Here is a 13,014-nt window from a genome sequence, read left to right as displayed (position 1 = left end):
CCGCCGCCGCGCCGGCGGGGCGGGGGGGGGGGGGCCCCCCCCGGGGCCGCCCCCCCCCGCCGCCCCCCCGCCCGGGGGGGGCCCGCCCCCCCCGCGGCCGGGCGTGGAAACCGTGCCGGCCGGGTACCACGGCGGTCATGGGCACGAGCAGCACGGTCGGCGACGAGCCGGCGACCGCCGTCCGGGTGGGCACGGTCGCGGTCGTCGCCCACCGGAAGAAGACCCTCGGTGGCGGCCTCGACGAGCTGCGCGCGGAGCTGGCGGGCGCGGGCGTCGAGGACCTCGTCTGGTACGAGGTGCCGAAGAGCCGCAAGGCGCCGAAGAAGGTCCGCAAGGCGCTGAAGAAGGGCGCCGAGCTGGTCTTCGTGTGGGGCGGCGACGGCATGGTGCAGCGCTGCGCCGACACCCTCGCCGGCTCCGGCGTCCCGATGGCGATCCTGCCCGCCGGCACCGCCAACCTCTTCGCCGCCAACCTGGGCGTGCCGGAGGACCTCCCCGAGGCCGTGCGCATCGGCCTGCACGGCCGGCGCCGCTGTCTCGACCTGGGCCGGCTCAACGGCGAGCACTTCGCCGTGATGGCCGGTGCCGGCTTCGACGGCGACCTGATCCGCGAGGCGGACCGCACGCTGAAGGGCAAGCTCGGTCGCCTCGCCTACATGTGGACGGGGCTGCGGCACGTCCGGGGCGAACTGGTCGGCACGCGGATCACCGTCGACGGCACGGAGTGGTTCGACGGCGACGCGAGCTGCGTGCTGTTCGGCAACGTCGGCACGATCACCGGCGGCATCCCGGCGTTCGACGACGCCCGCCCCGACGACGGCTGCCTGGAGGTCGGCGTGTCGACCGCCGACGGCGCGGTGGACTGGGCACGCACCCTCGGCCGGATGGCCGCCGGCCGCTCGGAGGAGTCGCCGTTCGTGCGGATCACCCGGGGCCGCAGGATCAAGGTCCGGCTCGCCGCGCCCCGCACGTACGAGCTGGACGGCGGCGCCCGGGGAGAGGTCACGAAGCTCAAGGTGCGGGTGGTGCCCGGGGCGCTGACGGTCTGCTGCCCCGGGCCCGTTCCCTGAGCGTCAGCGGAGGCCGTGGATCTCCACCTCGAAGACCCGGGCCAGCCCGTCGGTCGGGCTGGGCTCGGTGAACACGAGCCGGACCTGCCGGATCCCGGTCGGCGCGCCGGCGAGGTCGACCCGGGCCGGGCTGGCGGTGTTCGCCCCGGCCGAACCGATGGTCGTCCAGGCCCCGTCGACCAGGGCCTCCACCCGGAACGCCCGCACCCGCAGGCTCTCCGAGCCGGCCACCCCGCTGTAGAGGTCGAGCCGCTGGAGCTCCGCCGGCCCACCGAGATCCAGGGTGAGCGTGGGTGCCGGGTCGGCCGAGCCGGAGATCCAGCGGGCGCCCGTCCGGTCACCGTCCACCGCGTTGGCGGCGACGTTGCTGGAGAGCACCGAACTCGCCTGCACCGCGGCGCCCCGGGCGAGGTTCTCCCCGGCCACGCCCACCCGCAGGGTCTGCGTGACCTCCTGCCGGTGGTTGCCCCGGGTGAACGCGACGGTCAACCGGACCGTGCCGTCGGTCACCGCGTCGGCGGGGACCTGCACGCTCACCGCGACCGGCGTGGTGGCGCCCGCGGGCAGCCGGGTGGTCTCCGGCCGCGCCCGCACCTGCCAGCCGGGCGGCGCGTCGGCGGCGACCGTCAGGGCGGTGACCGGGCCGGGGCCGTCGTTGCGTACCCGCAGCACGGCGCTCCCGGCCCGGCCGGGCAGCACCCGGATCTCCGGCGTGTCCAGCGCGACGTGGGCGCCGGCCGGGTCGGCCTTCCTGCCGGTCACCCCGACCCCCAGGTACGCCACCTCGATCTCGGGCACCGTCCGGCCGGTCGTCACGTCGGCGACGGTGGCGCCCCACCGGGTGTTTGCCACGTTGTCCGGCCGGTAGCCCCGGGTGCCCCGGATCACGATGCCGCTGCTGTCGCGCAGTCCCACCGCGTACGGGTACGGGCCCTGCACGGTGGCCACCCGGAAGAAGACCGTGTTGCCGAACAGGACGTCGTGCACGTCGTCCAGCTCGACGGCCTGGGACCGCCAGCCGTAGATGTGGTCCTCGGTCTGCAGCGCGTGCAGCTGCCAGTTGCGGACGCGGCGCAGCACGACCTCGCGGTGCTCGTGGTGCTCGACGGAGACCTCGTACATCCGGCCGCGCACCGAGGTGTCCTCGACGAGGAACCCGTTGTCGGCCCAGCCGGCGACGCTCCAGATGTTGGCGAAGGTCCCGCCGCCGCCCTGCACCCAGAAGCTGTACTTGTGCCGGCCCCGGTACTGGTAGCCGGGATCACCGGCGCCGGGGTCGCCGGGCGCGGTCTGCTCCGGGTGCCACTTCACGAACTGGGTGGCGATGTCGGCGAGGTAGCTGCGCTCACCGGAGCGCCAGTGCACGTGCACCGAGCCCGCGGTCTGCTGCGCGGAGTCCAGGCCGAGGCCGGTGACCTGGTTCCGCCCGCCGAGCGGGGTCTGGATCATCGCCTTGGGCCGCTGCGGGTCGGTGAATCCGGCGGCGCTCTCCGGCAGCTTCAGCCAGGTCTGGCGGGGGTGCAGGCCGATCAGGTTGTTCTGTGGCCGCAGCCGCAGGGTGTTCCCGATCAGGTACTGCCCCATCGGCACGTAGACGGTGTCGTGCTCGTCGAGGGCCCGCTGGAAGATGGCGTGGTCGTCGCTGGTGCCGCTGCCGACCGTGACGCCCCTGGCGGCGGCGTACTCGACCACGTTGACCCAGCCGCCGGTGGCCGGTGGCAGGGGCGCGTCGGTGCGCAGCAGCCGGGCGAAGCTCGGCGGCGCGGCCGGTGTCGCGGAGACCAGGACGCCGTCGGTACGCCGTTCGGTGTCGCCGAGCGCGTCGTCGACCCGGAGTCCGAGCGTGGCGTCGCGCACCAGGTACGACGGGCCGGGGCCGACCCAGGTGCGTCCGCTGGGCACGGTGGTCAGCAGCGCACCGGTGCCGGTGACCCCGGTGTCGACCACGTTGAGCTGGTTCTGGGCGCGGACGAGTTCCGGCTCGCTGCCGCCCGCGACGGATTCGCTGTCGTTGAGGGTGATCGCCGCCCCGCTGATGTTCTCGAAGACCGAGTCCTGCACGTAGAGGCGCTGGGTCTGGTTGCCGGTGGCGACGATGCCGGCCGGCGAGTCGGCGAAGCGGTTGCGGATCAGGCTCAGCTTGCTGTCCGTGTGCAGCTTGACGGCCGCCTCGCGTTGACCGGTGAAGGTGGTGTCCAGCAGCGTGGTCTGCCAGCCGGGCGAGGCGGCGAAGGCCAGCATGCCGACCGTGCCGCCGTACACGTTGACCCGTTGGATCAGGTTGGCGTTGTGGTCGATCCCGGCGTATCCCGTACCCACGTGGATGTCGAGGTCCTGGAGGACGAACATCTGGGCGCCGCTGAAGCGTACGGCCACCGCGGCGGGGTTGCCGGGGCCGATCCGGATGTCCAGGTTGACCAGGCCGGTGCCGAAGGTGTCGTTGTTGCCGAAGCTGCGGGCCGCGCCGGGCTGGAAGGGCCGGCGCAGCGCGGCGAAGAGGAAGGACTGGTTGCCGTCCTGGAAGCCGGGGGTGGACTCGCCGAGGACGAACTCGGGCCGCGCGGCGCCGAACCCGATCAGGCGTACCGAGGCGTGCAGGTCCACCTGCCGGGAGAGGCGGTAACGCCCTTGCGGCACGAAGACCACGCCGCCGCCGTCGCCGACGGTGACGTTGCGTGCCCCGCCGACGATGCTGCCCAGCCAGTTCTCGCCGCCCCGGCGGGAGGCCTCGTCGATGGCGGCCTGCACCGAGGCGGTGTCGTCGCCGACGCCGTCGCCGTGCACCGGGAACTGTGCGCTGCCGAGGACGACGGCGGTCGGGTCGGTCGGCATGCTCCGGTAGACGGAGGTCGAAGCGGTCGGTGGGGTGAGGGCTGCCGCCGGCGGGGCGGCGACCGCCGGCGCCACGGCCGTGGCGGCCAGGAGGAGGGAACCGGCCAGCATGCCGACCCGTGCCCGGCCCGCTGGGGGTCGGCGGCCGGCTGCCCGCCGGGGTGGAGCTTGGATCATCGGTACGCCTTTCCTGCCCCTGTCGGGACCGGTCGGCGACCATGTGGTCATGCGCATAACCAGAATGTTTCCGCAGGCCCGAGCTGTCAAGGGTCGGGCCGCCAGAATATGAAACCCCCGCGTAACATTGACTTGCGGCGGCCGGTGGGCTGATCATTCACGGCAGCCCGCTCCCGGGACGTCGCCGTGTGCGATCGTGTGGTCATGCGCATGACCAGCCGGGGCGACGGCGCGGGAGCGGGCCCCCGGCGAGCGGCCGGGACACGGAGGTGACAACGATGCCAGGCACCAACGGACGGGCCACCCAGGCCGACGTCGCCCGGCTCGCCGGGGTCAGCCAGGCGACCGTGTCACTGATCCTCAAGGAGGGCGACACGGGTCGCCGACGCGTCGGTGAGCAGACCCGTCAACGCGTGCTCGACGCCATCCGGATGACCGGGTACGTCGCGAACCCGGCCGCCCAACGCCTGGCCGGGGGACGCACCCGGATCATCGGCGTCTTCACCTACGAGCCGGTCTTCCCGCGCGACAGCCGGGACTTCTACCACCCGTTCCTGGTGGGGGTCGAGGCGCAGGCCGAGGAGCTCGACTGCGACCTGCTCTTCTTCACCAGCACCCCGTCCCGGCAGGGACGGCGCCTGCTCGGCGACGGTTCCCGCCGGCTCGGCGTCGCCGACGGCTGCGTCCTGCTCGGACGCCACGACGACAAGCGTGACCTGGCGGACCTGCTCGGCCGCGACTTCCCGTTCGCCTTCATCGGTCGACGGGAGTCCGACGCCGGCATCGTGCCGTACGTCGGAGCCGACTACGTGACCGCCACCCGCGAGGTGGTCGAGCGGCTCTTCGCCCTCGGCCACGAACGGGTCGGCTTCCTCGGCGACCTCCGCCGGGACGAGCCGTCGGCCGACCGCGCCCAGGGCTACCAGCAGGCGGTACGCGCCGCCCGCAGCCGCCCGGTCGTGCTGGACGGCGCCGGGTTGACCGGCGGCGAGGCACTCGACCTGCTCGACGACAACGGCCTCACCGCGGCGGTCGTCTGGCCGTCCGGGTTGGCCCCGCGGATCCGGGCGGCGGCGCTGGCCCGGGGGATGTCCGTCCCCGGGGACCTGTCGCTGGCCCAGCTCGGCGACGCCGAGGACGGCAGTCCCGGTGACATCGACTGGACCGGTTTCCGGATCCCCCGCGAGCAGATGGGCGCGGGGGCGGTGCGACTGCTCTTCGAACAGCTGGTCGGTCCCGCGCCGAGCGCCGACGCCCTGCAACGCAGCCTGCCCTGCGCCGTCGTGCCCGGGACCACCGCCGCGGCGCCGCGGCGCACCCGCCCCCGCGCCGTCAGGTGAGTCGGGCGCCCGCCGGGGTGGCCGGCACCAGGCGACGGGTGAGCCACAGCGGCGAGGTGACCGCGTTGCCCATCACCACCGAGTGGGCGCCCGCCGCGAACGCCTGCCCGATCTGCTCGGCGCTGCGGTAGCGACCCTCGGCGATCACCGGCACCGTCAGCAGGTCGGCGAGCCGGGCCACCAGCGTCAGGTCCGGCCCGTCGGTCGGCGGGCTGGCCGGGGTGTAGCCGGAGAGGGTGGTCGCGACGGCGTCCGCACCGGCCCGCACGGCGGCCACACCCTCCTCGACGGTGGAGACGTCGGCGAGGACCAGCGCGTCGGTCCGCTCCCGGACCGCCCGGACCGTGTCGGCGAAGCTGCGCCCGTCCGGACGGGGCCGGTCGGTGGCGTCGACGGCGACGATGTGCGCCCCGGCCGCGGCCACGTCGAGCGCGTGCGCCGCCGTCGGGGTGATGAAGACCCCTTCGACGCCCTGCTTGTGCAGCCCGATGACCGGCACGTCGACGGCGGCGCGGATGGCCCGGACGTCGGCGGTGCCGTTGGCCCGGACGGCGACCGCGCCGCCCCGTACCACCGCCGCGGCCACCCGGGCCTGCACGTACGGGTCGCGCATCGGGTCGTCGGGATCGTCGAGCACCGGCTGGCAGGAGACCACGAGGCCGCCGGCCAGCTCGTCGAACACACTCACGTTCTCGTCCTCTCGTCGGTGACCACGGCGGAGCTGCCGTCCGCCTGCCGGCCGGGGCCCGGGAGGCCCGCCAGCCGGGCGGCGCCCACGACGACCGCGTCCGCGCGGAGCGCCGCCGGGAGCAGGGACACGTCCGCCCAGGCCGCGGGAAGTTCGGCGGTGAAGGCGGCGCGGGCGCCGGGGAACAGGGCGTCGGCCGCCCCGCCCGCGAGCACCACCGCCTGCGGATCGAGCAGGGCGACCAGCCCCGCGAGCGCCCGGCCGAGGGCCGTGGCGGCGCGGTCCACCACCTCCCGGGCGATCGGTTCACCGGCCGCCGCCCGCTCGGCCACGGCCCGCCCGGTGATCCGCTCACCGGTCTCGAGGGCGTACGCGCCGGACAGTCCCGTGCCCGAGGCGATGCCCTCCAGGTGCCCGTACCGGCCGCACCCGCAGCGCAGCCGCTCGGCGCCGGGAGCCGGGAGGTGTCCCACCTCGCCGGCGCCGCCCCGGGCGCCGGTGGAGATCCGGCCGTGCTGGAGCATCGCGCCGCCCAGGCCCGTGCCGACCGCGACCAGCACCAGGTCCCGCCGGTCCCGGCCCGCGCCGACCCAGCTCTCGCCGAGCGCGGCGGCGTTCACGTCGTTGGTGACCCGGACCGGCCGGGCCAGCCGCCCGGCCAACTCGTCGGCGACCGGTGTGCCGGCCCAGCCGGGCAGGCTGTCGGTGGCGTACCGGATGGTGCCGGTGCCCGGATCGACCGTGCCGGCGGTGCCCACGCCGACCGGGCCGGCGCCGCCCGAATCGAGCAGCTCCCGGACGAGCCCCGCGGCGGTGTCCAGCACGGCCGCCGGCCCCGACCCGGCAGGGGTGGGCGCCAGGCGACGCCCGAGCACCTGCCCGTCGGGTCCGACCAGCGCCGCCGCCGTCTTGGTGCCGCCGATGTCGAGGCCCACCAGGGCCGCCGGCACCGTCATCCCTTGAGCCCGGTGTGCGCCAGGCCCTCGACGAACTGCTTCTGCGCGATGACGAAGACCACCAGGACCGGCAGCGCGGTCATCGACGCCGCCGCGAGCTGGACGTTCCACATCGGGCCGCCGTAGGCGTCGACGAACTGGGTGAGCGCCTGCGGCAGGGTGAACTTCTCCGGCGAGGAGAGGAACACGATCGGTTCCAGGTAGAGGTTCCAGCTGTGCAGGAAGGTGAAGATGGCGACCGCGCCCAGCGCGGGCCGGGACAGCGGCAGGGCGATCTTCCAGAAGGTGGCGAACCGTCCCAGCCCGTCCACCCGGGCCGCCTCCTCCAACTCGCCGGGGAGGCTGATGAAGAACTGCCGCATGATGAAGGTCGCCAGCACGCTCGGCGCGCCGAGGATCGGCACCAGGATCAGCGGCCAGTGGGTGTCGACCAGGCCCAGCTTGAAGAACATCTGGAACAGCGGCACGATCGTCACCTCGCTCGGGATGAGCAGGCCGGCGAGGATCACCAGGAAGAGCACGTTCTGGCCACGGAAGCGGATCCGGGCGAAGGCGTACCCGGCCAGCGCCGCCACCGCCAGGGTGCCGACGGTGACCACCAGCGCGATGTAGAGGCTGTTCAGGTACTGCTGACCGAACGGCTGCAACTCGAACACCCGCCGGTACGCGTCCAGCTCCGCGTCGACCGGCAGCAGTTTCGGCGGGAAGGCGAAGATGTCCGCCACCGGCTTCAGCGACGAGGTGACCATCCACCAGGTCGGGAAGACGAACGGGACCGCCAGGACCATCAGCACCCCGTAGAGCACCAGCTTGGTCCGGCGCGACAGCTCACGACTCATGGTGGACCCACCTCTTACGCATCTGCCACTGGAGCACGGTGAGCGCGAGCACGATGACGAACAGGACGATCGACAGGGTGGCGCCGTAACCGAAGTGGTGGAACTGGAACGCCTGCTGGTACAGGTAGTAGACGAGCACCGTGGTCGAGGTGCCGGGACCGCCCTGGGTGAGCACCGCGATCTGCGCGAACACCTGCAACGAGCCGACCACCGTGATGATCGACGTGAGCAGGATGGTCGGGCTGATCATCGGTACGGTGATCCGCCAGAACTGGCGCAGCCGGCTGGCCCCGTCCACCTCGGCGGCCTCGTACAGCTCGGCCGGCACGCCCTGGAGCGCGGCCAGGAAGAGCACCATGTTCAGGCCGACGTTCTTGAACACCTGCACCACGACGACCGAGAACATGGCGGTGCCCTCACCGCGCAGCCAGTTCGGCCCGTCCACGCCGACCGTGTCGAGCAGGCCGTTCACGCCGCCGTTGTCCTGCAGCAGGAACCCCCACACGATGGTCCAGGCGACCAGCGAGACGACCACGGGGGAGAAGAACAGGGTGCGGAACACGATCGTTCCGCGCAGCTTCTGGTTGAGCAGTACGGCGAGCAGCAGGGCCAGGCCGAGGTTGAACACCACCAGCCCGACCGAGAACAGGCCGGTGGCCCGCAGCACCGAGCCGAGGTTCGTGTCGTCGGCGAGGTTCGCGTAGTTCTCGGTGCCGACGAACTCGAACGTGCCTGCCAGCACGTTCCACTCGTGCAGGCTGTACCAGACCACCAGGATCAGCGGCAGGATCACGAAGACGACGCTGCCGAGCAGTTGGGGAGCGATGAACAGGTAACCGGTGAGCTGGTCGCGGCGGCGGCTGGTCCAGTACGGCCGCGACCGGTCCCGGGTGGGCGGGGCCTCGACCCCGCCCACCGTCGTGTCCGTCTGGGACATGGTCAGGCTGCCCTACTTCGCCAGCAACGGCTGGATCTTGGTGCAGACACCCTCGAGGACGGCCTTGACGTCCGCGTCGGCCTTCCAGAGCGGGTCGAGCCCGGCGCGCACCTGCTGGCTCAGCTCGGCCTGCCCGGCGTGACTGGGCTTGACCACGCCGTTGGTGATGCCGTCGATGACGACCTTCTGCAACTGCTCGGGCTTGAGCGTCGGGTTCGTCTTGGCCAGCGTCTCCGCGGTGAGCTGCGACTGGCGCGGCGGCGGGAAGAACTGGGCCAGCTTGGCCGAGTTGGTGGGGTTCGTCAGGAAGGCGAGGAAGTCCGCCGCCGCGTCCGCGTGCTTGCTCTTCTTCATCACGCCGACGCCGGCCTGGCCGACCACCGAGTAGTTGCCCTTCGGCCCGGCCGGCAGCGGCACCAGGTCCCAGCCGAAGCCGTCCGGCTTCAGCAGCGAGGCGCGGGAGATCTGGGTGACCGTCATGGCGGCGTCACCGGCGAAGAAGTCGGCGGTCGTACCCGGGCCGGGCAGCGCCTTGCCGGTGAAGATCGCCTTGTGCAGGGTGGTCATCGCCTCGACCATCTCCGGGGCGGCGAAGCCGCAGGACTTGCCGTCCTCGCTCCACGCCTGGGCGCCCCAACCCGTCCAGAGGGTCGACAGGTTGTCCCAGCCCTTGTAGTCGAAGTCGCGGATCACCAGGCCGGCCTTGCCGCTCGACGCGGCGGTGGCGCCGGCGACGGTCAGCGCGGTGTCCCAGTTCCACTGCCCGGCGGCGATCAGCTCGGCCGGGGTCTTCTGCCCGGCCTTCTTGAGCATGTCGGTGTTGACGAAGACGCCGAACGGCGAGGTCGAGAACGGGTACGCGTACAGCTTGCCCCCGTCCTGCCAGAGCTTGAGCGTGGCGGGGGAGATGTCGTCGTACTGGTAGCCCTCGGTCTTCTTGAGCTTCTCGTCCAGCGGCAGCAGCGCGCCGGAGGCGACGAAGTCGGGGGCCGAGTTCTCGAACACCCAGGCCAGGTCGGGCGCGTTGCCGCCGGCGATCTGGGTGGTCAGCGTCGTGGTGTAGTTCTCGAACGGCAGCGGGTCGAACTTGATGGACGCGACGTCCGGGTGGCTCTTGCGGTACTCGTCGGCGATCTCGTTGAACAGCTTGAGGTGCGCCTCGTTGGCCGACCAGACGGTCATCCGCAGGTTGGCGGGACCCTTGTCCGCGGCGTCGTCACCGCCGCCGCAGGCGGACAGCGCGAGGACGCCGGCCAGTGTCGCCGCGACACCGCGCACAGCCTTTCCCAATCTCATGATCTTCTCCTCTTCGGGGGTGTTCAGTAGCCCGCGACCTGGGGCCAGCGCATCTCCACGCCGGCCGCCGAGAGGCGGTCCTGGAAGTCGGCCAGCAGGCGGGGGGTGCCGCGGACCGCGCGCGGGGACTCGCCCCGGGCCAGACAGAAGTCGGCGAGCAGGCCGGCGACCTCGCCGACGTTCCACTCGACCGGGTGCAGCCGGTAGCTGCCGTTGGTGATGTGGGTGGTGCCGATGTTCTTGCCGGCCGGGAGCAGGTTCTCGACCCGCTGCGGGATCAGCGCGCCCAACGGGATCTCGAACGGGCACGACCCGACGTCGATGTAGTTGTCGCCGCCGGTGGAGGGGTGCAGGTCGATGCGGTACATCCCGACGCCGATCGAGTCCGGGTAGGCGACCGCGCCGTGCTCGCCGCGCACGGCCAGCGACAGGTCCTGCTCGACGACCGTGTACTCGGCCCGGATGCGGCGCGACTCCCGGATGTAGGGTGCCTGCGCCAGGCCGTCGCGGCTGCCGGTCACGTCGCCGCGCAGGCGCAGGCCGGGGAAACCGGTCCCGCCGTCCGGCCGGGGCGCCTCGGTCTGCATCCAGTAGAGCACCGAGTACGACAGCTCGCGGGCCTTGCTCAGGTGCCACGACGCGTTCGGCACGTCGATGACCGGACCCTCGAAGTAGTCGATCATCGGCCAGTTCACCAGCGTGATGTCGCTGTCGTACGCGCCGTCGGTGAAGTTGCGCCGGGCGGCGATGCGCCGGAACGTCCAGAGGTTGCCGTCGCCGGGGTTGAGCCGCTGGTCGGCGTTGACGGCCAGCGGGTCGTCGTCCGGGTTGGGCGTGAAGCTGCGCTCGACGATCTCCAGGGTGCGCGGGTGCGGCGACCGCCAGGACAGCAGCCGGTCGCCCCAGAAGTCGGGCTTGTAGTCGCGCCAGAAGTCGTAGTTCGCCGGCCGCTCGATGGTGTGGTCGCCGTCGACGTGGTCGAGCGCGAAGCAGACGGAGACGGCCTGCATGTTCATCGGCTGCGCCTCGGCCGGCGCGCTGGGCTCGCCGGTGTCGGCCTGCGACTCGAAGCCGGTGACGTACTCGGTGCCGGTCAGCGGCAGCAGCTCGCCGGTCTCCGTCGCGTCCAGGATGTACGGCGCGACGAGGTCGATCCGCTCGTCGCGGTCGCGGTGCGCGACGGTCACCCCGACCACCCGGTCCCCGTCGGTCTCCGCGGCGACCGGCCGGTACGGCTGGAGCACCGTCAGCCGGCCGGAGCCGAGGAAGGGCGCCAGCATCTGCTCGATGACGGCGACGGCCACCCGGGGCTCGTGGCAGACCCGGCTCACCCAGCCGGCTCCCGGGTTGAGGTCGGTCCAGGCCCGCGACCGCTCGGTGAGCGGGTAGTGCCGGCGGTAGTAGTCGCGGATCCCGGTGCGCAGGGCCCGGTAGCTCGCGGTGGCGCCGAACTGTTCGATCCAGGAGTGCTCGTCCGGCGGGACGGCCTGGCTGGTGAGCTGCCCGCCGAGCCAGTCGAACTCCTCGGTCAGGATGACCGACCGGCCGGCCCGGGCCGCGGCGAGCGCCGCCGCCACCCCGCCCAGCCCGCCCCCGACGACGAGGACGTCCGCACGCATCTGTACCACTTGCTTCCTTCCGGTTGCACGGTCACCGCTCAGCTGCGGTGGACCGCCGATCAGGGGTGCCGAGGGTGTCGCCCTCGACGAGTTCGCAGGGCAGGAGCCGTTGCTGGATGCCGACGGCGCTGCCGTCGATGACGCTGGCGAGGACCTCGACCGACTGCCGGCCCATCTCCTCGCGGGGGATGCGGAATCCGGTGAACGCGAGGTCGGTGGGGACCGGGACCGTCGGGTCGCCGAGGGTCAGGATCGACAGGTCGCCGGGCACGCCCAGGCCGCGCCGCCGGCTGGCCAGCGCCAGCGCCACGGCGGTGGCGAAGTCTTCGACGAAGGCCACCGTGGTCCCGTCGGCCAGCAGGTCGTCGAGGATGGCCTCGGCGTCCCGGGCGACGGTCGTCAGGTGGCGGGCGCTCTCCGCGGCCGTCGCGGCCGCGGCGAACCCGCGCCGCCGGTCCGCCGAGGACTCCGCGGTCAGGTCCGTGTTCAGGTAGGCCAGGCGCCGGTGACCGCGGGCGAGGGCCAGGGCGACCAGCTCGCCCACCGCCGTCGCGTAGTCGGCACCGACGTACGGCACCGGGCCGCCGGCGTCGTCGCGACGGCCGACGGCGACGTACGGGAAGCCGTCGCGGTTGAGCCGGTGCAGCTCCGCGGCGTCGATCTCCTGCCCGAGCAGGATGCAGCCGTCGGCGAGGCGGAGCCGGTTGTCCTGGTGGAAGATACGGCGCCGACCGTCGACCACCGGGGCGCTGGTGAACAGCAGCAGGTCGCAGCCGGCCCGTTCCGCGTACTCCTCGATGCCCAGCAGGAAGGGGTGGAAGAAGTCGCGGCTGCCGCTGGGGAAGGCAGGTTCGTAGGTGAAGACGCCGATGATCCGGTTGAACCGAGCGGCGAGCCGGCGGGCGACGGGATCGGCGGCGTACCCGGTCTCCGCGATGGTCCGCAGCACGCGGTCGCGGGTCTCGGGCGCGATGCGGATGTCGGCGTCGGCCCGGTTGTTGAGCACCAGCGACACGGTCGCCTGACTGACGCCAGCCAGCCGCGCGATGTCACGCTGCGTGACGCGTCGGGGTGTAGAGGGCACGACAGGTCCTTCCGGTGCGGCTAATGCGTATTAGCGCTCGGCGTTGGGGAGGAGCCTGGCGGGCCGACCGGGTTTGTGTCAAGGGGTGGACGCAGAGATTTCTCGGAGATGAAGTCCCTGGAGTAATGCGGATTAGCTCCGGGCGGCCCGCCCCGCCGTCGCGACCGGTTGGCTCC

Annotated in this window: 10 protein-coding genes; 2 read left to right on the top strand and 8 right to left on the bottom strand. The window is 72.9% G+C overall.

Going from position 1 to position 13,014, the window contains the following annotated elements; genetic code table 11:
- The first annotated feature begins 137 nt into the window (after window positions 1-137).
- Window positions 138-1,070 carry a diacylglycerol kinase family protein gene (locus tag ACGFNF_RS05650; protein ID WP_357579045.1) on the top strand — a complete coding sequence of 311 codons (933 nt, stop codon included), beginning with the start codon at window positions 138-140 and terminating at the stop codon, window positions 1,068-1,070.
- Window positions 1,071-1,073: 3 nt separating this feature from the next.
- On the opposite strand, the gene ACGFNF_RS05645 is transcribed toward ACGFNF_RS05650, so the two are convergent.
- Window positions 1,074-4,013, bottom strand: coding sequence for a glycosyl hydrolase family 28-related protein (locus tag ACGFNF_RS05645; protein WP_393165997.1), 2,940 nt, complete (start codon window positions 4,011-4,013; stop codon window positions 1,074-1,076).
- Window positions 4,014-4,357: 344 nt separating this feature from the next.
- On the opposite strand from ACGFNF_RS05645, the gene ACGFNF_RS05640 reads away from it, so the two are divergent.
- The gene (locus ACGFNF_RS05640) at window positions 4,358-5,419 is read left to right on the top strand and encodes a LacI family DNA-binding transcriptional regulator (protein ID WP_393165995.1); all 1,062 of its coding nucleotides are present in this window, start codon (window positions 4,358-4,360) and stop codon (window positions 5,417-5,419) included.
- Here the strand turns inward: ACGFNF_RS05640 and ACGFNF_RS05635 are convergent.
- The 7 genes from ACGFNF_RS05635 to ACGFNF_RS05605 are packed head-to-tail and all read right to left on the bottom strand — an operon-like array spanning window position 5,412 to window position 12,838.
- Complete coding sequence (locus ACGFNF_RS05635; protein ID WP_393165993.1) at window positions 5,412-6,107, bottom strand: N-acetylmannosamine-6-phosphate 2-epimerase; 696 nt, start codon at window positions 6,105-6,107, stop codon at window positions 5,412-5,414. The genes ACGFNF_RS05640 and ACGFNF_RS05635 overlap by 8 nt on opposite strands.
- Window positions 6,104-7,063 (bottom strand): ROK family protein, encoded by a 960-nt coding sequence (locus ACGFNF_RS05630; RefSeq protein WP_393165991.1) that lies wholly within the window; start codon window positions 7,061-7,063, stop codon window positions 6,104-6,106. Before ACGFNF_RS05630 ends, ACGFNF_RS05635 begins: the two co-directional genes overlap by 4 nt.
- Complete coding sequence (locus tag ACGFNF_RS05625) at window positions 7,060-7,902, bottom strand: carbohydrate ABC transporter permease (RefSeq protein ID WP_132239790.1); 843 nt, start codon at window positions 7,900-7,902, stop codon at window positions 7,060-7,062. Before ACGFNF_RS05625 ends, ACGFNF_RS05630 begins: the two co-directional genes overlap by 4 nt.
- Window positions 7,892-8,839, bottom strand: coding sequence for a sugar ABC transporter permease (locus ACGFNF_RS05620; RefSeq protein ID WP_311411094.1), 948 nt, complete (start codon window positions 8,837-8,839; stop codon window positions 7,892-7,894). The genes ACGFNF_RS05625 and ACGFNF_RS05620 overlap by 11 nt, the downstream gene beginning before the upstream one ends.
- Window positions 8,840-8,851: 12 nt before the next feature.
- Window positions 8,852-10,135 carry a sugar ABC transporter substrate-binding protein gene (locus ACGFNF_RS05615; protein ID WP_132239792.1) on the bottom strand — a complete coding sequence of 428 codons (1,284 nt, stop codon included), beginning with the start codon at window positions 10,133-10,135 and terminating at the stop codon, window positions 8,852-8,854.
- A 23-nt stretch (window positions 10,136-10,158) separates the two neighbouring features.
- Window positions 10,159-11,754, bottom strand: coding sequence for an FAD-dependent oxidoreductase (locus tag ACGFNF_RS05610; protein ID WP_311411092.1), 1,596 nt, complete (start codon window positions 11,752-11,754; stop codon window positions 10,159-10,161).
- Window positions 11,755-11,785: 31 nt separating this feature from the next.
- Complete coding sequence (locus ACGFNF_RS05605) at window positions 11,786-12,838, bottom strand: LacI family DNA-binding transcriptional regulator (protein WP_357579050.1); 1,053 nt, start codon at window positions 12,836-12,838, stop codon at window positions 11,786-11,788.
- Window positions 12,839-13,014 lie beyond the last annotated feature (176 nt).

Source organism: Micromonospora sp. NPDC048868 (genome assembly GCF_043198195.1).
Taxonomy (GTDB): domain Bacteria; phylum Actinomycetota; class Actinomycetes; order Mycobacteriales; family Micromonosporaceae; genus Micromonospora; species Micromonospora reichwaldensis.
This window is presented reverse-complemented; position numbering and strand designations above follow the sequence as displayed.